The sequence below is a fragment of the Streptomyces sp. WZ.A104 genome, from assembly GCF_002382885.1.
Classification (GTDB): domain Bacteria; phylum Actinomycetota; class Actinomycetes; order Streptomycetales; family Streptomycetaceae; genus Streptomyces.
Window position 1 is genome coordinate 23,008 of sequence record NZ_NWVL01000012.1, and the last position, 19,445, is coordinate 42,452.

Genomic DNA, 19,445 nt, shown 5'->3' on the forward strand with positions numbered 1-19,445 from the left:
TAGCGTCGCTGCTGTGGTCAGTGAGTAGCGTCGAGGCGATGCTCCCAACGCAGTTCACAGTGATCGCCGATCCAGTACGTGTGGGACCTGTCCGTGACCTGGAGCTCTACGGCGGTGATGTCGGGCCTCCCCGCGTCTTGCCAGGCGGTGAGGGTCCGCTCGATGTTGTCCCACAGGGCCACGGGACCGCCCTGGCGCACGGTCCAACCGCCGTTGTCGGTGCTGAACTCGGCGAACGACTCGCGCTCAGGGTCGAACACATACAGGAGCCTGGCGCCGTCGCTTGTGGCGGCGCGGACGAACTGTGCGCCAGGGGCGGCGAGCTGCGCGAGGAAGGCGGGCATCCACTCCTCCAGCATGGCGGGTGGCACCTTGGCCTCCCGCTCACTATCGGCGTAGGCGGTGCGGGCCGACAGGTCACCGGACACCGGCACCACGGCTTGGGACCTTGCCTGCATGAACGAGGACCGGCCGATGATGCGGCCCTCGGCCGTGCCGTCATCCCCCACGGTGACCTTCGCGAGGCCGGTGCCGTAGGACCATGCCCCACCGACGGTGGCCAGGACGACCCCGCCGGGCCTGGTCTGCTTGATCCAGGTGTAGGGGATGCGGCGGACGGCGCAGGTGGCGATCACCCGGTCATATGGAGCGCGGCGCGGGTGACCGAGAAGTCCGTCCCCGTTCACGGTCCAGGTCGAGAACCCGGCCGTTTCCAGCGCGGCGTCCGCGCGGGACGCTACCTCCGGGTCCACCTCGACCGTCGTCACGTTGTCTTCGCCGAGGCGGTGGCACATCAGCGCGGAGGAGTAGCCGGTACCCGTGCCGATCTCCAGCACGTGGTGCCCGTCCTCCACAGCCAGTTGCTCGATCATGTCGACCACGGTGACCGGCGTGGTGGACGAAGAGGTGGGTGAGCCCGTCACGAGCTCAGTGGCCTGGTCGGCGGTCAGGTGTCCGTCGAGCTGGGTGGTGAGGGACTGGTCGCTGTACGCGATCTGTGCCCACTCCGCCGGGTCGGCTCCTACTGCGGTGACCGGTCGCCAGCGGCCACCGTCCACGGGCAGGAAGACCCCGGGGTGCAGGAAAAGTTCGCGTGGTACGGCCTCCACCGCGGCTCGCCACTGGGGCGCCTTGAGGACACCGGCTTTCTCCAGCCGGTCTGCGAGGGCACGCCGCTCGGGTGCGGTATCGGTCATGGGCATTCTCCTCGTGTCAGCAGGTCCGCGAATGCGGCGGACATCTTGAGTCCGGTGTTCTCCTCCAGCCACCCCCACTGGCCGTTCGGATTCAGCTCCAGCCACCAGTAGTCACCCGCCCGATCGAGAGCGAGGTCGAAGCTGCCGGACACCAGCCCGAAGTGATCCAGGTAGGTAAGTAGCGCCTTGTCCACACGGTCCGGCAGGTCTACCACGGTGTAGGAGAGGGCGGAGTAGTCCTTGCGCCAGTCCAGCAGGCCGGAGTCGATCCTTACGGCGAACGCTTGCCGGCCGACCACCAGCACCCGCACGTCGGCGACCTTGTCCACGCGAGCCTGGAACAGGTGCGGCGTCACACGCACGCTGTCGTCGATCTCGGCGGCTGTGACCGGCTCCGCCCACCCGGTCACGCGAACTCCGTCTCGCTCGTACGGGGTCCATCGCAGCGTCTTGTAGATCACCCGGCCGTGGGCGGTGATGAATTTGCGGGCCTCGACCGGATCGTTGGTCACGATCGTCGGGGGGACGGTAAGGCCAAGACGCTGGGCAAGGGCGAGCTGCGCGGGCTTGTAGTCGGCGGCGGCATTGCGAAGCGGATGGTTGACCCACAGGGGGCCGTCGAGAGCATAGAGGGTGCCCCCGAGTCCATAACGAACCTGCGCGGCGGCGAACCGCGCATCGTCGTCGCCAAGGCGCTCGAAGGCTGGCCAGACGGGGCGGCGCCAGTACACCGCCCGTAATTGATCAAGTTCGGTAGTCCTCGACGGGGTACGGACCTGCCCGGCCACAGGGGCCGGGCAGGTACCGAACCGAGCCGAGACCGTCAGGTTCTCGCCGATGTCGGCGGGGTTGAACCTGACCACCGGCACACTTCGCCGGTTGAGCTCGGTGATCACCATGTCGGCGGTGATGTCGTCCGCCTCGGTGGCCACCAGGACCGGCCTCTCCTCGGTCGTGGTCATCAGTCCTGGTTGCTGTCCTGGTCGTGGCCCTGGTCGGGCGCCGAGTCCGAGTTCGTGTTCGTGGAGGTCTCGGTGCCGGAGCTGGTGCCGTGCTTGCCCATCTCGACCACCTGGCCGGCACGGTCGCGGAACACGCCGAGCTGGGTGTCCGGGTCGATGCTGACCGTGGCGTGCGGGAGGTGGGTGGTGGTCGGGTACGGCGCGAGTCGGCCGACTCCCCACGGGCGGGCGGTGGCGAGCTGCGTAGCGGTTGTCACGAAAGCTCCTCTGATGGGTGGATGGACTGCTGGGTGGCGCGGTCAGCCTCGGGGGAAGCCGACCGCGCCGGGCCGCCCGGCTCGACCTGTCCAGGGTTGTTCCGGGCGGAGGATGTGGGCGCGGTTGCGCTACGCCATGAGTACGGCGTACGCGCCGAGCGCCTCGGCGACGACGCTGTCGGTGGCGTCGTTGTCGCCCGGAGCGTCGGCGATTTCGGTGTCGCTCACGATGACCTCGGGCTTGTCGGTCTCGGTCGTCTCGGTGATCGCGGGCATCGCGACCCCTTTCTGTCGTCGGTCCCGGCCCGGCAGGGCTCGGGGGTTGCCCGTCCGCCCGTCACCACGGAGCGGGCACCCGCTATCGGTTGGGTCGTCGGCCGCGATGGCCGACCGGCGCCTGGGGAAGTCCCCGCCGATGACGGAAGCTTGGGTGCGGTCAGCCCGGCTTTTCCTGCTCCGCCGCGGCGGCGTCCGCGATGAGCTGGAGGTCGCGCTTCGTGCGCTCAAGCGTGTGCCGGTCAGGCGGGAGGGTGGAGTGCGCAACGAGCCGCAGGACATCGAGTTGCCGGTACAACTCCCGCTGGGCGACGTGGCGGCACCACAGCTCCTCCAGGCCCCACGCGAGCCGGGCAATGCGGTCGAGAATCGTGGGGGACGGCGGGTTGAGAATCCGCTGCACGTTTCGCTCGTAGTTGGACATGGGCTTCCTGCGGCGCCCCAGTAACCACATCACTGGCTCACCACCAGGTGAGCCTTGCCACGACGGCCACGGCGAGGGCCACGAGGACAGCGGTGTAGGCGTACAAGAGGTGCACGATGACCGGGTGTTCCGCGCGCATAGCGCTCAGGGCAGCGAAGCCGCTCTTGCCCTCAGCCTCCGCACGGAACCCGAGCAGCGACACACGAACGACGCTTCGCGCGGTGGGCTGGCCCCCGACGGCGAGGGGCGAGGCGAAACCGTGGCTCTCGTCGCTCCGCTCGAATTGGCGACTGAGCCTGATGAAGGTGCGGAGGCGCTTCAGTGTCCAGAATGACGTCAAGGTCGCAGGTCCTTTGCTGGCGTTGTCGGTACTCGAAACTCCCCTCGAAGGACGCGTCGCCATCGAGGGAACTGGGGGTCACGGAAGGTCTGCCTGCGCACTCGCGGCTTGGGCGTGGACGGTTTCGCCGTGGTCGGGGGCGCCACGCCACCCTTCGCGGGTCATGAGCGCCAAGAGATCGCGCGCCGTCTTCGCCGCGCGTCTGACTCCCGCCAGAGACGGTTGGTGCTCCTCGTCGGCCTCTGACCGCGCTCGCCCCACCATCTCTCGCACCACGATGCGCCCCGTGTCCAAGTGGGCCTCGGCCTCGTCGGCAAGAGCCGCGAGGTATCCCCGCAAGGTCTGCGCTGTGGCGTCGAGGTCGCCACCTTGGGCCACGTTCAAGTGGTGACTGAGTACGTAGTCGGCGGTTTGGCTGATCGCCTCTGGAGTGATCAGTACGGTCTTGCCGGCCGATTCCTCCGCGTGCTGGCGACGCATGGCTTCCAGGAACCGGCGGAGGGATTCAGTGTCGGGTGCCCCCGCGCTGGGCGAGACGGCGAAGCCGCGCTCGGGCAACCGCATCTCCCAGGTGCCTCCTGGAACTCGGCGCTCCACGGGTGCGGTGGAGGGCAGCCCTCGGGGGGCAAGGACGAAGGGTGTACGTCGCTTCGCATGCCGAGCCATCATGTTCCCCCCTCGGTGAGAAGCTCGCCCCAGACGACCTTTCCCCACCTGCGCTGATCGGTGCCCCACCGGTCGCAGAGAGCGTCCACGATGATCAGGCCGCGACCGGTCTCTCCGTCGCCGCTGACTGGCTGGGGCGAGGGTGCAGTTCGGGACCTGTCGGAGACGGCGACGCGCACACGGTCAGGTGTGGGGCGGCTGATGGCGAGGCGCATTACTCGTCCCCCGCTGTGTTGTAAGGCGTTGGCCACTAGCTCTGAAGTGATGAGCTTTGCCTCTTCGGTGAGGTCGTCGAGCCCCCAGGTACTAAGGACCGCGCTGACCAGCCGGCGCGCGTTGCTTGCGGACTGCTCCTCGCACGGCAGCGTCTCGCTGTAGCCAGGGGCGCCGATGGCGTGAGCCCTAGGCGCACCATCAGCCGGGGAGTATCCCTTCGCCTGCAACGAGCCGCGCAGAGAGGAGCCGTCGCGCTTGCCTGGAGGAGGTGCGAGCATCGCTAGTCCTTCGCGTTGGTTCCTGTGGCCAGCGTCGTATGCGCATGCGGTGGCGAAGCCGCTTCGTAGCGTGAGCGACTGCGGCAAGCCTGCCATCAGAACCGGTAATGTTGATACCGAGTCAGCAGAATTCTGCTAACAAGTTTCTTCGTGAACTGCCGGTGTGTGGCGGGTGGTTCACGATGGAGTGCAATCTCTCGCTCCGACGCAGAACGTTCCTTGCAAGGGCGGAACCTTCGCCGACACACTGGGTAGCGTGCGCAGGAAGGACAGCGGATGATCACCGACATCGAGTCGGCCACCCCGGCTCTATGCCGTCTGCAATTGGGGAGCGAGCTGAGGCAACTTCGCCAGGCCGCCGGACTGAAGGCAAGTCAGGTCGTCAGACGGCTCCTCTGGAGCCCCTCCAAGCTCACACGCCTTGAGACTGGAGAGAACGCTGTTGTTGAACCAGCCGATGTCATGGCTCTCTGCGAGATCTACGGCGCGGGTGGCGAGACTCGCGCCTTGCTTCAGGGCTACGCCGCAGTAACGAAGACGAAGCGCGACTGGTGGCAGTCTCCGGAGTACCGTCCTGCCATCGGGCCCGGCTTCAAGGCGTTCCTCGGGTTGGAGGCGACGGCAAGCGCGCTCCAGACGTACGAGTCGGAGTTCGTTCCTGGCTTGCTCCAGACCGAGGCGTATATCCGTGTCATCCACCAGCGGGCACACGAAGGGCTCGGCGCTGACGAGGTAGACCGGCTCGTCACGGTCCGCATGACGCGCCAGGAGGTGTTGAGCCGCAGCGAGTCGCCCGTCAAACTCACGGCCATAATCAATGAGGCTGTGCTTCATCGGGCGATCGGTGGAGGAACGGTGATGCGTGACCAACTCAGCCACATCGCTGAAGTGGCTGAGTTGCCGAACGTACGTGTCCAAATCATGCCATTCAGCTTCGGAGCCCACTCCGGGATGAACGGCCCGTTCGTTGTCCTGTCCTTCCCCGACCGGGCAGCTCTCAGACCCATCGTGTACCTGGAGAACCTTGCTGACGCCTGGGTAAGCCGACGGGACAGCGACGTGGAACGGTACGTGGAGGCATTCACAGACCTGCAAGCTCTTGCTCCGGGGCCCCAGGAGTCCCTGAGCATGATCAAGAAAGCAATCAAGGAGCATTGATACCCATGAACAGCACGGCTGGTGCCCTGCGTGGCGCCAACTGGTTCAAGTCGAGCTACAGCAACGACCAGGGCGGCAACTGCGTGGAGGGCGCCCGCCTCGCCGGCGGCGGGATGGCCGTACGGGACTCCAAAGACCCTGCCGGCCCCGCGTTCGTCTTCGAGAGCATTGCGTGGGAGTCCTTCGTCGCAGTGGTCAAGGAAGGGGGGCTCGGCCACGGCAGGTGAGGGCTGATCCTGCGATGGCACGGGCCACCCCGCCTCACTGGCGAGGTGGCCCTCCTGCTCGTCGCGGCGCTCCTGCACCGTCATCACAGACCTAGCCTGCGGCTTCGGACGGTTCGTCGTACCCGTCCACATAGATCCTGCCGCTCAGGTGTGCGGCGATTTTCCCGACACCCCGCTCGATCCTGTAGCGCACGGCCCGGCCGGTGACACCGTCGCGGGCCGCGATCCGGTCGTCAGGCCAGTCCAGGGCATACCGCAGGAACAGGGCCCGGCGCTCGCGCAGGTCAAGCGGACAGCCGACCCAGGCTCGGCGGATGTCCGCGAGGTGTGCGAACAGAGTGTCCGACGCCCTCTTGTCGACGCTGCCCTTGGGCATGTCCGCGTCCGGGGCAGTTGGGCTTCGGATGCCGTACGCGGCCTCGGCGTCCCACACTGCTGGCAGGAGATGCTCAACAAGACGCCGGTCATACGCGCTCAACGACGGCTCCCTCCGCTCGACTCCGGGTCGCCTCGTACGAGAGGTGCGTGCCGCGATGTTTCGCCTCGGTCAGCCAGCGGTCGCGGAGTCTCTGTGAAAGCCAGCGGTGCAGCAGGCCGGGGCCTGCGTCACCGAGGATGCGCCGCACCTGGCCAGGGCGCTCGGCGGCGACCATGACCGCTTCCTGGTAGGCGTCCTCGTACTCCAGCGTCAGGCCGTAGTCACGTGCGAAGGCCCGAGCGACGGCTTGTGCGACGCTCTCGACCTGCGGCTCGGCGAGGACGGACCAGTCGACGCCCGGGGCGGCTTCGGCTGATTCGAGGTCGGCGAGATGCAGACTCATCGGACCACTTCCTTCACGGGCACCTGACCGTCGCGCGTCACGGCGACGATTAGGCCCGGCGCTCCCGTGGTGCCCTTGGCGTGCCGCCACCACGTCGACTCGCTCTCCATGGCCGGGGGCTGGAGGAACGTCCTCGGGCCGTCTGTGTCCACGAACTCGTGGTGCAAGTGGCCGGCAAGGAGAATGTCCGCCTGGTGCATGGCGGACTCCTTGTTGAACGCCTGGCCACGCCACCAGTCCCAGTGCTTCCCCGGCCGCCACTGGTGCCCGTGGGCGTGGGCCACCACGCTGCCGGAGCAGTTCACGACAACGGTGAGTTCGTCGGTGTCCGGGACGTAGCACTCGACGTGCCCGTACAGCTCCGGATTCAGCTCCAGGGCGTCACGGACAGAGATCAGGGCCTCGGTGTCGTGCGAGTCGTCGTAGCGGGTCACTCCGCGTCCGGCGAAGCGCACAGCCTCGCCGTGGTTGCCTGGCACGGCCGCCATGGTCACCCGCTCCGCGAGGGGGGCCATCGTCATCGCGGCGTGCAGCATCACGCGACGAGTGAGGCGGATCTGCTCGGTGAGGGTGAGCTGCGTCCTCCAGGCGTTCGCTCCGCCCTGGGACTGGAACCCCTCGATGTGATCGCCGAGCCAGCCGAGGTGGACGTGTCCGATGGGGAACCGTCTGCGGTACACCTCCAGCAGGTCGGCCGCCTGGTTTAGGCAGTCGATCGTGCGCTGGAGGGTACCGGCCGGACCGTCCCCGTCGAGCTTGCCGAACTGCATGTCCCCGAGCGCGATGATCAGGGAGTGGTCGCCCTGGGGTAGGCCACCCGCCGGCCAGCGCGGCTCGTAGGTCTCGACGGCCTGGACCAGTTCGCTGATGTCGGGCGGGTCCTGCTGGGGCTTCAAGGCGCGGGCGAAGGAGAACCGGGTGCTGAGGCCGATCTCGCCGCCCGGCATTGTCCACTCCGAGGACCGGAAGCCCTTCACCTCCCACTCGGCCGGGTCGAGGCCCTGCGCCTTGAGGCAGGCCGCAGCGCTGCCCTTCGGGTCCATTTCGGCGGGGCCGCGCACGGTCACTTCGGCGGCGTCGCCGGTCACCTCGACCTGGCGGGTGAAGTCTCGCTCCGGATCGGCCTGGCGGGTCGGTGTGGCCGGGCCTACGGGCTTCGAGAGAAGGGCATCAAGGAGGTCACTCAAGTCGGTTCTCCTCTTCCTGGCGCAGTCGGCGCCGGTATGTGCGGATGGTGGAGGCGGACACGTGGTGTCCGTAGCGGGCGAGAATCCAGACGAGGTCTTCGGCAGCCGTCCCTCCTCGGAGGTGACGGCCGAAGTGCTCGCGCTCAGCGGGGTCGAGCGCTTCCCAGATGCCGACGAGACGCGGTCCTGGCTGTCCTGGCAGCTCTTCTGTCACGCGGACTCCTCGTCAAGGGACTCCGCGGCCGTCACGGCAATGGCGGCCAGCCGAACGAGTCCGGCCCGAACGAGTCCGGCGTCGGGCTCGGCGAGCGTCCGATACGCCTCTGCCAGGAGGGCCGAGTCCCAGCCGGGAACCCCGTCGTACTTTCGGGCGGTGTCAGCGGCCCTCCAGCGGTTCGCCTCTCGCTCGTGATGAGCCTGACCCTTGAGCGGGTTGCGCCCTCCGGCGATAGGCATGGCCAGGCCCGTATACGCCTTGCGCGCTGCTTTCACCTGGGCGAAGAGAGCAGTTGTCGGGTCTGCCCTGCGTCCGGGCCTCTTCGCTGGTGCCTGCTTGTCGGCCTGTTCAGTCATGTCGTGCTGTTCTCCTTGTCGATGACGGGTGTTTGGCTAGGTGGCCAGGGCGTACGCCTGCGGGTTGCGAGTGGCGGACGGGCACAGCGAGAGCAGAGCGTCAGCGCCTCCGGCGACGTAGGTCTCGGTCACGTCGCCGTCGCGGAGCCGAACTCCTTGGGCGGTGCGCAGGGACCGGCTGATGCGGGTCACGAGTTCCGCTCCGGCCTCGTCCGGGTCGCCCCAGACCCAGACGCGCGAGAAGCCCGCCAGCATGCGGCGGTGCCGTGGCTGCCAAAGAGCCGCCCCCGGAACCCCGATCGCGTGGAGGCCGACCCTGCGGAGCGTGAGGGCGTCGAGCTCGCCTTCGGTCACGTGGATCTCGTCGCTCGCCCGGTGGATGGCGTCCACGCCGTACAGGCGGGGCGGATCGTCCTTGAGGGTGTTGTACTTCCCGTGCTGAAAGGCCCGATGGTCGTGCTCTTCCAGGCAGCGGAACCGAACGGTGAGCGGGTGCCCGTCATGAGCGAGGTACGGGATCGCGAGGCGCCCGACCTGGCGCTCATGGCCCGGATAGGGATCAGCGACGACGCCAAGCCGGTACGTAGCCGCCTCGGCCTCGGTGATGCCGCGAGCGCGAAGGAGCTGCTCGGCGTGCGGTGTAAGAGCTGCCTGGTATGTGCTGGTCGCCTCCTCCAGCATGGCTCGCTGCGAGGGCGAGAGAGGCCGCAAGGGCTCGCGCTCCGGGGAAATCTGTCTGCTCCTTCAGCATCATCAGCGTGTAGCTGTCGCCGCCCTCGCCGCATGAGTGGCACTTCCACAGGTCGCGGTCGAGGCGGTACGAGAACGAGGGGGTGGTGTCGTCGTGGAGCGGGCAAGGGGCCATGCCGGTATTCCGCTCCGGGTTGAAATCGACGTCGTAGTGGTCGAGCACTGCCGCGAGGGCTGGCTTCTCGTGCTCCTGGTCCTCGGAGCCGTTGCGGAGACGCCCGATAATCACGGCAGCATCCATCCGTCGAGGTCGGCGGTAAAGATCTCGAAGAACTCCTCCAAGTCCATGAGGAGTTGGGCGTCGAACTCCGCATCGTTGAGGCAGTCGAGAAACGCCTCGAACCCGAAAACCTCCTCGGCCGGCATCACGCGATGCGCTCCCCGCGGAAAGAGCGGGAGTGCGGGTCGTAGCCGAGCTCGCCGAGGCCCTGCGGCGTGCCCAGGTCGTCCAGCAGCTCGACGAGCTCACGGCTGATGCGAGCCTGCTCCTCCACCTCCTCGTACTGCCTCACGGGGCCGCCTCGGGGTGGAGGTCGAAGAACTCCTCAACCGTGCTCAGCACGTACGCCTGTCGCCAGCTCGCCCCTCGGCGCCGAACGATCACGACGGCCTCGACATCGCGAGGGTCGTGCCCCCGATGGCGGGCGTAGTTGTCCCGCTCGCGAAGGGCCTCCTTGATGAAGGTCCCCGGCTCGAACTTCGCGTTCTTCGTCTCGGCAATCAGGAACGGCCGGTGCCGAACCGGCTGGCGGCGAATCACGTGGTCGCCCTCGTCCTCTGTGCCGGTCAGGCGAAGTCGCTCGATGTCGTATCCGGCCTGGCGGAGCTCGTCGCGGAACTCGGCCTCCCAGCGGGCCCCGGCTCGCTTATTGCGGCGGTTGCGCACAGCGATATTGCTCAACTCTAACAATCCTTACTGCTTCAGCGTGTCCAGTGGCGTCCACTGGCGCGGTGCGAGCTTGGTGAAGCGGGTGATCTCCGGGTGGCAACGCAGGGTGGCGAACCGGCGCGCGGTCGGGTCGCACGCGCCCATGCGCTGCTTGATCACCGCGATCTTGAATTCGAGGCTAGTCGGGTCGAGCGCGACGGACAGGCTCAGTTCGGGCTTCTCCGACAACCCGCCCTTGACTTGGTCGCGGGACGGGGGCGCCCACGGGTCGCTCTTGGCCTCCCAGGACTTGTCCGAGGCGTGGTGCAGGACGATCACTGTGGCTCCGGTCGCGCGAGCCAGCTCGGTGAGCCCGGACATGACGGCCATCTGCTCGGTGTAGTCGCTCTCGGCGCCCTCGAAGTCCATCAGGTTGTCGAAGACCAGGAGGGCCGGATAGTCGTCCCAGAGCTCGACGTACGCCTCCAACTCCTCGTCCACCGCACGCCAGGTGATAGGGCTGCCGAACGAGAACGTGATGCGCGATCCACTCAGGGCGTTGAGGTATGTCTCGCGGTAGCGGCCCCCGGCCCCCATGCCGGCCTCGACCATCTCTGTCGTGTCGCCGGTCGCCATGCTGGCGAGGCGGCTGCTCGCGGTGAAGGCGGACATGTCCGCCGAGAAGTAGAGCGTCGGCAAGTTCATCTGGGCGACCCAGAACAAGGCGAGTCCGCTCTTCTGGGTGCCGGACCGCCCGGCGATCATGATGACCTCGCCGTGACGTGGGCGGCAGCCGATGTTGTAGAGGGCTTCGAAGGCATCGACGCGGGGCAGCTCCTTGCCTGCCTCGGCGTGCAGAGTGAGGGATCGTGTGGGGGTGAGCAAGCGTGGTTCTCCTCTCGCCCGCCGGGGGCGGGGGCGACCGTGACGGTCGCCCCCGCTTGGCGGTGTGCCTCGGTCAGTCGAAGTCGGGTGCGTCGGCGACGGCCGCCTCGACCGCCGCGTCACGCTGCGCGGCGTACGTCATGACCTGCTGCCGTATGGCGGGGTCGTTGATCTGCTTCCAGACCCAGAACGGGTTGCCACCGGGCTTGGAGCTCGGCACGTGGACGACCGTCGCGAGGATGCCGCTGCCAACGGCGTTCTCCAGGTCGCGGGCAAGAACGGTCTGTTCGATGCGCATCCCCTTCGAGACCTCGGGCGCGAGCCGGTCAAGGTGCTCCGGGGTCTTGAAGACGGAGACATCGCACAGGGCGCTGTCCTTGGGCCCGTTGGGCGTGGGGCGCTGCCGGTCCCACTGGTGGACCTCGACGAGGATCGCTACGGCATCAGCGACCTCGCGGGGCTTGAACCATCCGCCGCTGGCGGTCGGGATGTCCATGAGGTTTAGGGGCACTACTGATCTCCACTCTGTCGGTGAACGGTGTACGGGAAACGGCAGGAGGGGTGCGGCCTGAAGGAGCCCGCCGCGATGGACATGGCCACCGCCGCGCCGAGGAGTCGTCGCTTCACGGCTTCAACTCCCGTCCGCGTGCTTTCCAGGCGTCCATGACGGCCTGGTCGGAGAAGGCGGCCTGGTTCTCGGCCCAGAGCCGTCGCAACGCGTCGGTCGTGGCGCACGCGGCGATCTGCGTAAGCAGCGCACCGTTCTCGCCGCCTGCTGCCGGCTGGGTGGTCGAGCTGCCCGGTGGGGAACTCGCCTGGGTCTGGGGCACAACGTGCCCGCCCAGGCCCTTCATGACCACGGTCGCGCTGCGGGCGAGCTGCCCTGCCTCGACGGCCAGCTCATAGAGAGCCAAGCTAGATACACTATTGCTATCGAAGCCGAATGCGCTTGCGATGCCGCCATGGACATCCCGTTCGATGCCGCAGAACGAAATCTGCGGGTCGGTGGCCGCTTGGCCGCACGTGATGCTGACGGTGACAGGCTGGCCCTCGGTGGCCATGGATGCACCCCTTCCCTTCGCGCGGAGGGCCTCTCGCCCACCCGCTGCATCAACTATATCAATACTTTCCGGCGAACGGAACCAGAGATCCCTTAGTTCCCCTCGCGCGGCGGATGTCCAGCGCCAGGCGCGCAGTCTCCCAGCCGACTCGCAGGTCAGCCCAGTACAGGGTGCATCGCGCCTCACCCGCTGGCAGGTGGATGATGATGCCCCACTCCTGCGACACGGCAGGCATGGGCGAGTAGGCGGTCGCGGCGAGGTCGGCCGGCACTTCCCTCTTCTTCCAGGCGGCGAGCGCTCGCGGGGACCTGCCGTCAACGGGGAAGACGCTGTGGTCGTACAGCTCGCCTCGCGAGTACACCGCGAGCTGGGTGGCCATCTTGAGGCCCCCGTACTGCACTGATCCGGTCTTCAGGTCACCGACGTACAGGCCCGAAACAGGTCGTCCGTCCGGCCCTGGTCCCTCGTACCGCAGGACTCGGTCGAACGTCCCACCGACCTTGAGTTCGTCGACGACGACAAACTGTTCCATCGCCATCACGTCGAAGCCCACCGTGGCCATCTTGTAGGCCGCCATGTCCGCGAGATCTGCCGATGCGGTTCCGTGCGGGAGCTCCTCGCCTCGGTCCACGTACTCGGAGAGCGAGTGCAGGTGGGTACCGCGCTCCCGCTTGACGTTGGCGCCCGCGCGAGTGACTGCCCGCTCGGCCAGGGCGTCGAGGGCCGACTTCCCCTCGCGGGTCTCGGGGTTCAAGTGTTGCGCCTCGTCGAGGAGTGACCGCTCGCGCGCTGCCCCGAGCAGCGTCATGCGCTTGCCCCAGGCCGCGAGTGCGGTCTTGTCCTCGATGCAGTCGATGTACGTGGTCGTGCGCGTCAGACTTTGCGGTCGGCCGCCACCCTTGGGGATGACGAGGGGGCGCCCCCACCCATCTCGGGGGACGGTGCTGTGCGTGGGGAGGTCGATCAGCTTGATGGAAGTCTCCTTGTCGTCAGGCTGCGGACTGGAGGTACAGGCGTACCGAGTCGTCGGCCAGCAGGTCGGGCGTACAGGCGTCCTGGTCGAGCAGGGCCAGGCCGCGATCCTCGGCGGCGCTCAGGATGCGCCGCAGGTGCGTGGGAGGGTGATTCGGACTCGCAGTGATGTGGTAGTCCCAGGACTCGTGGTCCACGTACAGCGTGACCCCGGGCAGGAAAACGATCTCTGCGGTCTTGAGCGGCTCGTCTTGGACGGCTGCGCCCCCGTTGTGTGCCATGCACCAGCTCCCCTCTTCCTGGCAGGCGCATCGCCATGCGCCCGCGTTCGAACATTGGTGCGAACACTGTATGGATCTTGCCTGTGACCGTCGGCTAGGTCAACCCTTGCAAACGTATCCTGAATCACAGGCTCCGGTTGGGTGGATTTCACCTCGCGAAATGAGTGGACGCGGCCCGCTGGCCTGTGGTTTCTTGTGGCCTTCCTTGATCATTTCGCGAGGTGAAAAGAGGGCCGATGGCGGGGGCTGGCGGCCGTATGGTGGTACGCCCAAGCAAGTCAAAGGAAATGATCATGCGCGCCATTGTGATATCCCGAGCCGGTGGGCCGGAGGTGCTTCAGAACCGGGAGATTCCGAATCCAACTCCCATGGCTGGCCACCACGTTGTGAATGTCTCGCGAGCGGGAGTCAACTACGCCGACATTCACCTCCGGGAGAATGGGTACCTCGCACCTGTCGAATACCCGATCACCCCCGGCAACGAGGTCATGGGCACCCTCCCCGACGGCCGTCGGGTCGTCGCACTGAGCCGGGGTGGAGGATACGCGGAACAGACGCTCGTCCACCGTGCGGTTACCTGGGAGGTGCCCGACGAGGTCACGGACGAGCAGGCGGTTGCGCTCGGCCTTCAGGGCAACACCGCCTGGCACCTGCTGAACACCGTGCTGCGCGTCTCGCGCGGTGACTCGATCCTGATCCCCGCTGCGGCAGGCGGCGTGGGCTCCCTCGCTGTGCAGCTCGCCAAGGGGCTCGGAGCCCGGGTGATCGCCCTCGCCGGAGGCCAGGAGAAGGGGGACCTGGTCCGGAACCTCGGAGCGGACCACGTCCTCGACTCAGGGAGCCCCGAAACACTGGCGGCCCACATCCTCGACGTGAACGACGGACCGGTGACGGCCGCGCTGGAGATGACGGGCGGCGCCGTGTTCGACGCCACCCTGGAGGCGCTCGCACCTCGGGGCCGCATGGCCGTGTACGGCTGCGTCTCAGGAGAACGACGGGAGGTTTCCGTCGAGACTTTGATGCAGTCCTCGAAGGCGATCTCCGGATTCTGGCTGCCGAACTTGTATGGCGTTCGTTACGCCCTGCGAGACTCGATGAAGGAATTGTTCGCCGCCACCGCCCGCGGTGATCTCCAACCAGTAGTCGGGCCTTGCTACATGCTCGACCACGCAGCTCAGGCGCATTTCGATCTTGAGAACCGACGGACCGTTGGCAAGGTAATGATCAAGCTGACTCGCTAGTAACCTCTGACGAGCCGCTTCAGCCATGCGGCGAAAGATCAGTTCTTAGTCGCGTCACCTCGGGGTGGTTGCGCGGCAGAGTCAGGGAAGCGCTATGAGCAACAAGGGAACGGCGCACGGGAAGAAAGTCTTTCTCGTGCAGCGGGCCTTCGCTGAGATTGAAGGCGATGGCCATGGCCCCACAGCTATTGCCCGCGAAACGGGCCTGGACGCCGCTACGGTCTACCGCATTCTGCAAGACGGAGTGGCCGACGAGACGTTCGTCCAGATGAGTAATGGCCGCTACCGGCTCGGGCCCGGGGCTCTCCGCCTCTCGATGCAGGCCCTCGCTCAGACGCCCGATCCAGATGCCACGCACGCCGTCCTGGATCGCTTGCAGCGTGCCACGGGGGGTCTCGTGGCCTACTACGCCGTTGTGGGCGCACGACGGATCTGCACGGACTATGCGATCGGTGACTTCGACCCGCGCAGCATCGGAATCGACCCCTTTGAGCTCGTGCGATACAGCCGCTCGCTGCGGACCGGAGCTTCAGGGCGCGTGATTCTGGCGCACATGCCAGCGCCCATCCAGGAGCAGGTGCTCGCTGAACCGGTACCCGCAGGAGTCGGCCCCGGTGTCATCCGCGACAACGAACGGCTCATCGAATCCCTGAAAGAGATCCGGAAGGCCGGCTTCGCCGTCGGCCGCCAGGAATGCATGCCCGGTTGGGACTCCGTTTCCGCCCCGGTCATGTGGGGGGACACGATCCACGGATCGCTTCTGCTGTGGGTGAGGGTTGACGAGATGCCCGAGGACCCCAGCCCGCTCGTGACCGCGACTCTGACCGCTGCGGAAATGCTGAGCCGGTTGGCGGACGTGCCCTGGTCTCCGTCGTCCGTCGCCTGAAGAACCCAAAAGCAACAGGCCGCCTTCCGTGAGATTGGGGCGGCCTGTTGCTAATGGACGTTCTTGGCTCGGGTCGTCTTCGCCCGAAGGTGAGCGGGATTGCTCGGCATCCTCACCAGATCTCTGTCCCGCTCCTCGCGAGGGACAGCGAAAAACCCGTCTTCCGTCTCGGGGTCGTAGTAGATGACGAGCCCCTCCTCGTTGAGCCACCGCTTCCAGCTTTCGAGCCTGCTGGCCTCGTCGGCCTTCAACTCCTCACCCGCGCGGCGCCGGGCCTCGAATCGCAGCATGACGAGGTTGTAATCCCAGCGGTGCTGTTTCGCAACCTTCCACGGAATCAACTCCGTGTCTCGGGAAATGCGGAGCGGGAGATCATTGCGACTGGCATACACCGCCCAGTACGCGGGAGTCGTCTGGATGTTGTACTTCTCCAGGTACGTCTTGACCATCCAGGCGTACGACTTCCCCTCCAAGAGCCAGCGCTGCGCTTCCTGGTGATCTTGGACTTTGCTCCTCGGGGGCATGTCGACCCTTTCTCCGCGTCTATCCTCTCTCATGGCATGCGAGCCCTGTTGTGCGGGGCACGCACCTATACAGTTGCATGTAATGGTTGAACATGTCAACACGAACGAGAACGAGAGGGCGTGAGGGCTGTGCTGGTCGAAGCGACGGTTTGCGACACGTGCCGCCGCCTGGGAGAGCCGGTGGTTAGGTACACAATTACGACCAGCGACGGGCGCAAGGGGTCCACCGATCGGTGCGCGGAACATGGTGAGCCCTTCGAAGCCCTGCTTCGCGAACCGGCCCCCCAGTCGTCTGCGGAGAAGCCGAAGAAGGCCGGCAGGCCCCGGAGGCGCACGCAGGTAACGACGGTCGAGGAGATCAACAGGGCGAAGGCGGAGGGTGGCTCGTGAAAGACGAAAGGACCCCCGCCTGACCAAGGGGGTCAAGCGGGGGTCTCGCCTACTCGGCGTCCTGACTGTCAGCCGGGTCGTCCGGGACGACGACGCCGAGGGCCGTGAGGATCTGCACGATCACCGCGACCTCGGGGCTGTCGGCGAACACCACGGCGGCGATGCTGACGATCACGCCGAGTGCGGCGCAGATGGCGCCGAACCGGGTGCGGTAGCGGACGGGGAGAGCATCGGCGACGGCGGCCAGGGGGCCGCGGATCTTGGTCACTTGCGGTTTGCCTTTCGCTGGAGACACTCGAAGCCCTTGGCTCCGATGGCGGGGTCGTAGGAGCGGCCCTTGGACCGGTAGGCCGGATTGGCGTAGTGGAAGCGGGCCACCGCTCGCTGGGTGTTCGGGCCGTAGTAGGTGGTCACCGCGCCCTTGATGGGGCCGTATCCGGCCTTGATAAGGAGCTGCTGAAGTTCGGGGACCTGGGTGTGTCGCGCTCCCGGCTTCACCCCTGCGGCGAGGGCGACGACAGGCGTGTGGGCCTTGGGGGCGGCCATGAGCCGGGCCCAGGTCGACGGGCCCGGAACGCCGTCCGCGTCTGACCCGGTCCAGCCCTGCGCCCGCTGAAAGGCTGCGGTGGCGCCCTTGTCGGCCTTTCCGAAGGAGGGGCCGGGGCCGACCTTGTAGAAGCGGCCGTAGCCGTGGGCGGTGAGCCGCTGGCCGAGCAGGGTGACGGCGTCGTGCTTACGACCGAGTGCGAAGGCCGCCCGGCCGGGGAAGCTCTTGCCGTCCCAGGCTGGGGTGTCGTCGCCCTCGGCGTGGGCGGCGGGCATGCCGGCCCTGACCCAGTCGTAGAGGATCGCGCCGGGGCAGGCGGTGGCGTAGCCGTCCTTATGGCCCCTCATGGCGAGCCTCCGGCCGGTCTTGCGGCACGCCTCGTCGTACAGGGCGCGAGCCGCGGAGAGGGCCTCGGCGCTGGGCTTCTGGTCGCCGCCGATAGCGATCTGCACACCGAGGCCGCTGATGTTGTGGCCGGGGCAGTGCGCGCCCTGGCGCTCCCACCCACGCCCCTCGAACACAGTGCCTTCCTGGTCGACCACAAAGTTGTAGCCGATACCGGCCCAGCCCTGTGACTGGTGCTGGCGGTCGATGGCCTGCGGCACGGAGTTGCCGGTGCGGGTGATGTGAGCGGCGCCGTCGTAGTGGATGAAGAACTCGGTGCGCTGCGCCAGGGCGACGTGCGAAGGGTTGCCGTTCCAGGGCTTCGCACCCCACTGGGCGCGGGAGACGATCGAGACGGTCAAGAAGACATACCTCCGGGCATGACGAAGGCCCCGCACAGGGCGGGGCCACAGGGGTGGAAGATCAGGTCGGGTCAGATGTCCCGAGAAGAGGAGCCGATATGGGTATCAAGGCGCTCGGCCACGGCCAAGCGCTCGCTGCGCTCGTGAGTCAGCTCGGCGCGCAGTTCGCGGATGTCCCGCTTGTGCTCGGCCTGGCCGACGAGCACGCGGTCAAGGCCAGCGATGACGCGGTCCACGTCGTCTCTGAGGTTTGTGGAGTGTGTGTTGCTGACCTGCACTCGGGCCTCATGGGTGTGGTCTCGCACCTCGGCCAAGGCGGCGCCCTGGCGGCGCACCAGCTCGACCAGGACGCCCACCAGGGCTACGAGTACCGCACCCACGGCTGAGATCAGCGCGGCTTGAGAGGTGGGAGCGAGAGACAGGGTCACGCGGCCTCCTCCAGGGCTGCGAGGCGCTCCTCCAGGCTCTTGATGCGCCGCTCCTGGTCCTGAACGACAGGCAGGAGCGCGACGCCGAGCAGGTCATACCGGAGGGCATCGATGCGCCCCTCCTCGTCGTACGTGACGATCTCGGGCAGCGTCTCGGCGACCTCTTCCGCGATCAGCCCGTACTCGTCCTTGCGGGCGCTGGGCTTCTCGTCGGTGGGCTTGCGGTCGTAGACGCGGGGGCGCAGAGCGAGCACGGCTTCAGGCCGAACCTCGATGTCCCGGATGTTCTCCTTGTAGCGGATGGAGGAAGTGTTGCGGCAGAAGGTGCCGTCCCCCTCGACCCACACCGCGTACCAAGTACCCGATCCTGAAGCCGAGTTGCTGTGAGGCTTCTTGCTTCCGTTCGCCCAGGAGATCGTGGAGCCGGAGGTCAGGTAGCCGGAGTGCGAGTGCGAAGACGGCGGAAAGGTCGAGGGCCTGCTCGTGATCGACGACCACGAGTGCGAGTGGCTCGACGGCGGATACGAGCTGGGCTTGCCGTTGATGTCCGACCAGTCGTGATCATGCGAGGCGGGGGTGTAGGTCGAGGGCTTGCCCGAGATCTCGCTCCAGGCGTGGCCGTGTGCCGAGGGAGCAAACGAGCTCGGCTTGCCGATAACCGATCCCCAGGAGACTGAGGGGGCGAGATCCTTCCAGTCCGTGCCGGTCCAGAACTCCCATGCGGAGTTGCTTCGGTTGTATCCGAGGTCGCCGAGGCGGGGGTCAGCCGGACGGGTGCTGGTCCACCAGGAGCCGGTGAAGGTGCGGACGAACTGCCGTGCCTCCGTAATGTTGTTGGCGGTGACGGTCGTGACGGAGGCGCCGACGGACACCCAGGCGAGACGCGTCTCGAAGACCCCTGTGTCGGTTTGCGTGAGCGGGGGCGAGGGCTGGCCGGGGGTTCCCTTCAGCACCGCGAGCCGGATGGAATTCGCGGCCGGGTCCAGTCGCAGGACAACCGCGTCGGTCCGCGCTGCGCTATCTGCTGCCTCGATTACCAGGGTTTCGACAGCTGTGGACTGCACCGCGTGTCCGCGCAGGATGGCGAATCCGGGCTGCACCTTGACGTTCATGCCGGTGGAGTCTGCGGTGACCTTGAAGGCGGCCGAGTCCGACGACGCAGCGACGCCCGAGGACAACTCGCGGATCAGGCGGCTCCACTGGGATTCGGTGACGGCCTGGTTGTCGAACGGGTAGGAGCTTATGGACACTCGGAGAGTCCTCCCGATGGCGAGACGAGGAGACC

General features: G+C 67.1%; 32 protein-coding genes. 4 read left to right on the forward strand and 28 right to left on the reverse strand.

The annotated features are described in order from the left end of the window. Window positions 1–17: 17 nt before the first annotated feature. The 8 genes from tgmC to CIB93_RS08815 all read right to left on the reverse strand — a co-directional run bounded on the left by tgmC (window position 18) and on the right by CIB93_RS08815 (window position 4,711). Window positions 18–1,196 carry an ATP-grasp peptide maturase system methyltransferase gene (gene tgmC / locus CIB93_RS08785; protein WP_096625788.1) on the reverse strand — a complete coding sequence of 393 codons (1,179 nt, stop codon included), beginning with the start codon at window positions 1,194–1,196 and terminating at the stop codon, window positions 18–20. Then, on the reverse strand, window positions 1,193–2,158 hold the full coding sequence (tgmB, locus tag CIB93_RS08790) for an ATP-grasp ribosomal peptide maturase (RefSeq protein ID WP_096625790.1): 966 nt from the start codon (window positions 2,156–2,158) through the stop codon (window positions 1,193–1,195). The genes tgmC and tgmB overlap by 4 nt, the downstream gene beginning before the upstream one ends. Then, complete coding sequence (gene tgmA, locus CIB93_RS08795) at window positions 2,158–2,415, reverse strand: putative ATP-grasp-modified RiPP (protein ID WP_096625792.1); 258 nt, start codon at window positions 2,413–2,415, stop codon at window positions 2,158–2,160. Before tgmA ends, tgmB begins: the two co-directional genes overlap by 1 nt. A gap of 129 nt (window positions 2,416–2,544) precedes the next feature. After that, complete coding sequence (locus tag CIB93_RS37805) at window positions 2,545–2,691, reverse strand: hypothetical protein (protein WP_179500036.1); 147 nt, start codon at window positions 2,689–2,691, stop codon at window positions 2,545–2,547. A 160-nt stretch (window positions 2,692–2,851) separates the two neighbouring features. Beyond that, complete coding sequence (locus tag CIB93_RS08800; RefSeq protein WP_096625794.1) at window positions 2,852–3,115, reverse strand: hypothetical protein; 264 nt, start codon at window positions 3,113–3,115, stop codon at window positions 2,852–2,854. Window positions 3,116–3,152: 37 nt separating this feature from the next. Continuing rightward, entirely contained in the window at window positions 3,153–3,455 is a 303-nt protein-coding gene (locus CIB93_RS08805; protein WP_096625796.1) for a hypothetical protein, read from the reverse strand. Between the two features lie 78 nt (window positions 3,456–3,533). Next, window positions 3,534–4,019, reverse strand: a complete 486-nt coding sequence (locus CIB93_RS08810) for a DUF6415 family natural product biosynthesis protein (protein ID WP_096625798.1) — start codon at window positions 4,017–4,019, stop codon at window positions 3,534–3,536. A gap of 101 nt (window positions 4,020–4,120) precedes the next feature. Then, window positions 4,121–4,711: an ATP-binding protein gene (locus tag CIB93_RS08815; RefSeq protein WP_306454807.1), complete on the reverse strand. Its 591-nt coding sequence runs from the start codon at window positions 4,709–4,711 to the stop codon at window positions 4,121–4,123. Between the two features lie 180 nt (window positions 4,712–4,891). Here CIB93_RS08815 and CIB93_RS08820 point away from each other — a divergent pair, with 180 nt between their 5' ends. Together CIB93_RS08820 and CIB93_RS08825 are read left to right on the forward strand one after the other, a co-directional pair. Beyond that, the gene (locus CIB93_RS08820) at window positions 4,892–5,773 is read left to right on the forward strand and encodes a helix-turn-helix transcriptional regulator (protein WP_096625800.1); all 882 of its coding nucleotides are present in this window, start codon (window positions 4,892–4,894) and stop codon (window positions 5,771–5,773) included. Between the two features lie 5 nt (window positions 5,774–5,778). Further along, window positions 5,779–6,000 carry a DUF397 domain-containing protein gene (locus tag CIB93_RS08825; protein ID WP_096625802.1) on the forward strand — a complete coding sequence of 74 codons (222 nt, stop codon included), beginning with the start codon at window positions 5,779–5,781 and terminating at the stop codon, window positions 5,998–6,000. 91 nt (window positions 6,001–6,091) lie between these two features. Here CIB93_RS08825 and CIB93_RS08830 read toward each other — a convergent pair whose 3' ends face one another. From CIB93_RS08830 to CIB93_RS08890, 15 genes are all read right to left on the reverse strand, one after another. Further along, window positions 6,092–6,478, reverse strand: a complete 387-nt coding sequence (locus CIB93_RS08830) for a sigma-70 region 4 domain-containing protein (RefSeq protein ID WP_096625804.1) — start codon at window positions 6,476–6,478, stop codon at window positions 6,092–6,094. Continuing rightward, a complete protein-coding gene (locus CIB93_RS08835) occupies window positions 6,465–6,821 on the reverse strand; it encodes a hypothetical protein (RefSeq protein ID WP_218839765.1) in 357 nt (118 codons plus the stop codon). Before CIB93_RS08835 ends, CIB93_RS08830 begins: the two co-directional genes overlap by 14 nt. Beyond that, window positions 6,818–8,008 carry a hypothetical protein gene (locus CIB93_RS08840; protein ID WP_096625806.1) on the reverse strand — a complete coding sequence of 397 codons (1,191 nt, stop codon included), beginning with the start codon at window positions 8,006–8,008 and terminating at the stop codon, window positions 6,818–6,820. The genes CIB93_RS08835 and CIB93_RS08840 overlap by 4 nt, the downstream gene beginning before the upstream one ends. Then, window positions 8,001–8,222 (reverse strand): hypothetical protein, encoded by a 222-nt coding sequence (locus CIB93_RS08845; protein WP_096625808.1) that lies wholly within the window; start codon window positions 8,220–8,222, stop codon window positions 8,001–8,003. The genes CIB93_RS08840 and CIB93_RS08845 overlap by 8 nt, the downstream gene beginning before the upstream one ends. Beyond that, window positions 8,219–8,581 carry a hypothetical protein gene (locus CIB93_RS08850; RefSeq protein ID WP_096625810.1) on the reverse strand — a complete coding sequence of 121 codons (363 nt, stop codon included), beginning with the start codon at window positions 8,579–8,581 and terminating at the stop codon, window positions 8,219–8,221. Before CIB93_RS08850 ends, CIB93_RS08845 begins: the two co-directional genes overlap by 4 nt. Before the next feature lie 36 nt (window positions 8,582–8,617). Further along, window positions 8,618–9,259, reverse strand: coding sequence for a toprim domain-containing protein (locus CIB93_RS38745; RefSeq protein ID WP_257002116.1), 642 nt, complete (start codon window positions 9,257–9,259; stop codon window positions 8,618–8,620). Next, window positions 9,141–9,572: a CHC2 zinc finger domain-containing protein gene (locus CIB93_RS08860; protein ID WP_096625812.1), complete on the reverse strand. Its 432-nt coding sequence runs from the start codon at window positions 9,570–9,572 to the stop codon at window positions 9,141–9,143. The genes CIB93_RS38745 and CIB93_RS08860 overlap by 119 nt, the downstream gene beginning before the upstream one ends. Beyond that, window positions 9,557–9,697, reverse strand: a complete 141-nt coding sequence (locus CIB93_RS37810; protein ID WP_218839766.1) for a hypothetical protein — start codon at window positions 9,695–9,697, stop codon at window positions 9,557–9,559. Before CIB93_RS37810 ends, CIB93_RS08860 begins: the two co-directional genes overlap by 16 nt. After that, complete coding sequence (locus CIB93_RS37410) at window positions 9,697–9,843, reverse strand: iron-containing alcohol dehydrogenase (RefSeq protein ID WP_143660011.1); 147 nt, start codon at window positions 9,841–9,843, stop codon at window positions 9,697–9,699. The genes CIB93_RS37810 and CIB93_RS37410 overlap by 1 nt, the downstream gene beginning before the upstream one ends. Further along, the gene (locus CIB93_RS08865) at window positions 9,840–10,232 is read right to left on the reverse strand and encodes a hypothetical protein (protein ID WP_096625814.1); all 393 of its coding nucleotides are present in this window, start codon (window positions 10,230–10,232) and stop codon (window positions 9,840–9,842) included. The genes CIB93_RS37410 and CIB93_RS08865 overlap by 4 nt, the downstream gene beginning before the upstream one ends. Before the next feature lie 12 nt (window positions 10,233–10,244). Next, a complete protein-coding gene (locus CIB93_RS08870; protein WP_096625816.1) occupies window positions 10,245–11,084 on the reverse strand; it encodes an AAA family ATPase in 840 nt (279 codons plus the stop codon). 73 nt (window positions 11,085–11,157) lie between these two features. Beyond that, on the reverse strand, window positions 11,158–11,580 hold the full coding sequence (locus CIB93_RS08875; RefSeq protein ID WP_257002099.1) for a hypothetical protein: 423 nt from the start codon (window positions 11,578–11,580) through the stop codon (window positions 11,158–11,160). Window positions 11,581–11,707: 127 nt separating this feature from the next. Then, window positions 11,708–12,145, reverse strand: a complete 438-nt coding sequence (locus CIB93_RS08880) for a hypothetical protein (RefSeq protein ID WP_096625820.1) — start codon at window positions 12,143–12,145, stop codon at window positions 11,708–11,710. A gap of 58 nt (window positions 12,146–12,203) precedes the next feature. Beyond that, window positions 12,204–12,953, reverse strand: a complete 750-nt coding sequence (locus CIB93_RS08885) for a hypothetical protein (protein ID WP_257002100.1) — start codon at window positions 12,951–12,953, stop codon at window positions 12,204–12,206. Window positions 12,954–13,134: 181 nt separating this feature from the next. Further along, window positions 13,135–13,398 carry a hypothetical protein gene (locus CIB93_RS08890; RefSeq protein ID WP_096625824.1) on the reverse strand — a complete coding sequence of 88 codons (264 nt, stop codon included), beginning with the start codon at window positions 13,396–13,398 and terminating at the stop codon, window positions 13,135–13,137. Window positions 13,399–13,691: 293 nt separating this feature from the next. On the opposite strand from CIB93_RS08890, the gene CIB93_RS08895 reads away from it, so the two are divergent. Continuing rightward, window positions 13,692–14,639 (forward strand): zinc-binding dehydrogenase, encoded by a 948-nt coding sequence (locus CIB93_RS08895; RefSeq protein ID WP_096626027.1) that lies wholly within the window; start codon window positions 13,692–13,694, stop codon window positions 14,637–14,639. Between the two features lie 94 nt (window positions 14,640–14,733). Next, window positions 14,734–15,525 (forward strand): IclR family transcriptional regulator, encoded by a 792-nt coding sequence (locus tag CIB93_RS08900; protein ID WP_096625826.1) that lies wholly within the window; start codon window positions 14,734–14,736, stop codon window positions 15,523–15,525. A 50-nt stretch (window positions 15,526–15,575) separates the two neighbouring features. Here the strand turns inward: CIB93_RS08900 and CIB93_RS08905 are convergent, their stop codons facing one another. From CIB93_RS08905 to CIB93_RS08935, 5 genes are all read right to left on the reverse strand, one after another. Next, on the reverse strand, window positions 15,576–16,082 hold the full coding sequence (locus CIB93_RS08905) for a hypothetical protein (protein ID WP_218839767.1): 507 nt from the start codon (window positions 16,080–16,082) through the stop codon (window positions 15,576–15,578). 406 nt (window positions 16,083–16,488) lie between these two features. Then, window positions 16,489–16,707 (reverse strand): hypothetical protein, encoded by a 219-nt coding sequence (locus CIB93_RS08915; protein ID WP_096625832.1) that lies wholly within the window; start codon window positions 16,705–16,707, stop codon window positions 16,489–16,491. Further along, entirely contained in the window at window positions 16,704–17,732 is a 1,029-nt protein-coding gene (locus tag CIB93_RS38750; RefSeq protein ID WP_179500038.1) for a peptidoglycan-binding protein, read from the reverse strand. The genes CIB93_RS08915 and CIB93_RS38750 overlap by 4 nt, the downstream gene beginning before the upstream one ends. A 71-nt stretch (window positions 17,733–17,803) precedes the next feature. Beyond that, window positions 17,804–18,160, reverse strand: a complete 357-nt coding sequence (locus CIB93_RS08930) for a DUF2746 domain-containing protein (protein WP_257002101.1) — start codon at window positions 18,158–18,160, stop codon at window positions 17,804–17,806. Then, window positions 18,157–19,410 carry a tail fiber domain-containing protein gene (locus CIB93_RS08935; RefSeq protein ID WP_096625834.1) on the reverse strand — a complete coding sequence of 418 codons (1,254 nt, stop codon included), beginning with the start codon at window positions 19,408–19,410 and terminating at the stop codon, window positions 18,157–18,159. Before CIB93_RS08935 ends, CIB93_RS08930 begins: the two co-directional genes overlap by 4 nt. Window positions 19,411–19,445 lie beyond the last annotated feature (35 nt).

Bases quoted from the DNA above. Each gene is read 5' to 3' on its own strand.
- CIB93_RS08810 (WP_096625798.1), bottom strand. From the start codon at position 4,019: ATGCGGTTGCCCGAGCGCGGCTTCGCCGTCTCGCCCAGCGCGGGGGCA.
- CIB93_RS08835 (WP_218839765.1), bottom strand. From the start codon at position 6,821: ATGAGTCTGCATCTCGCCGACCTCGAATCAGCCGAAGCCGCCCCGGGC.
- CIB93_RS08895 (WP_096626027.1), top strand. From the start codon at position 13,692: ATGCGCGCCATTGTGATATCCCGAGCCGGTGGGCCGGAGGTGCTTCAG.
- CIB93_RS08860 (WP_096625812.1), bottom strand. From the start codon at position 9,572: ATGGATGCTGCCGTGATTATCGGGCGTCTCCGCAACGGCTCCGAGGAC.
- CIB93_RS08820 (WP_096625800.1), top strand. From the start codon at position 4,892: ATGATCACCGACATCGAGTCGGCCACCCCGGCTCTATGCCGTCTGCAA.
- CIB93_RS08900 (WP_096625826.1), top strand. From the start codon at position 14,734: ATGAGCAACAAGGGAACGGCGCACGGGAAGAAAGTCTTTCTCGTGCAG.
- CIB93_RS37805 (WP_179500036.1), bottom strand. From the start codon at position 2,691: ATGCCCGCGATCACCGAGACGACCGAGACCGACAAGCCCGAGGTCATC.
- CIB93_RS08890 (WP_096625824.1), bottom strand. From the start codon at position 13,398: ATGGCACACAACGGGGGCGCAGCCGTCCAAGACGAGCCGCTCAAGACC.
- CIB93_RS08825 (WP_096625802.1), top strand. From the start codon at position 5,779: ATGAACAGCACGGCTGGTGCCCTGCGTGGCGCCAACTGGTTCAAGTCG.
- CIB93_RS08905 (WP_218839767.1), bottom strand. From the start codon at position 16,082: ATGAGAGAGGATAGACGCGGAGAAAGGGTCGACATGCCCCCGAGGAGC.
- CIB93_RS37810 (WP_218839766.1), bottom strand. From the start codon at position 9,697: ATGCCGGCCGAGGAGGTTTTCGGGTTCGAGGCGTTTCTCGACTGCCTC.
- CIB93_RS08875 (WP_257002099.1), bottom strand. From the start codon at position 11,580: ATGGACATCCCGACCGCCAGCGGCGGATGGTTCAAGCCCCGCGAGGTC.
- CIB93_RS08885 (WP_257002100.1), bottom strand. From the start codon at position 12,953: ATGACGCTGCTCGGGGCAGCGCGCGAGCGGTCACTCCTCGACGAGGCG.
- tgmC (WP_096625788.1), bottom strand. From the start codon at position 1,196: ATGACCGATACCGCACCCGAGCGGCGTGCCCTCGCAGACCGGCTGGAG.
- CIB93_RS08800 (WP_096625794.1), bottom strand. From the start codon at position 3,115: ATGTCCAACTACGAGCGAAACGTGCAGCGGATTCTCAACCCGCCGTCC.
- tgmB (WP_096625790.1), bottom strand. From the start codon at position 2,158: ATGACCACGACCGAGGAGAGGCCGGTCCTGGTGGCCACCGAGGCGGAC.
- CIB93_RS08850 (WP_096625810.1), bottom strand. From the start codon at position 8,581: ATGACTGAACAGGCCGACAAGCAGGCACCAGCGAAGAGGCCCGGACGC.
- CIB93_RS08815 (WP_306454807.1), bottom strand. From the start codon at position 4,711: ATGGCAGGCTTGCCGCAGTCGCTCACGCTACGAAGCGGCTTCGCCACC.
- CIB93_RS08880 (WP_096625820.1), bottom strand. From the start codon at position 12,145: ATGGCCACCGAGGGCCAGCCTGTCACCGTCAGCATCACGTGCGGCCAA.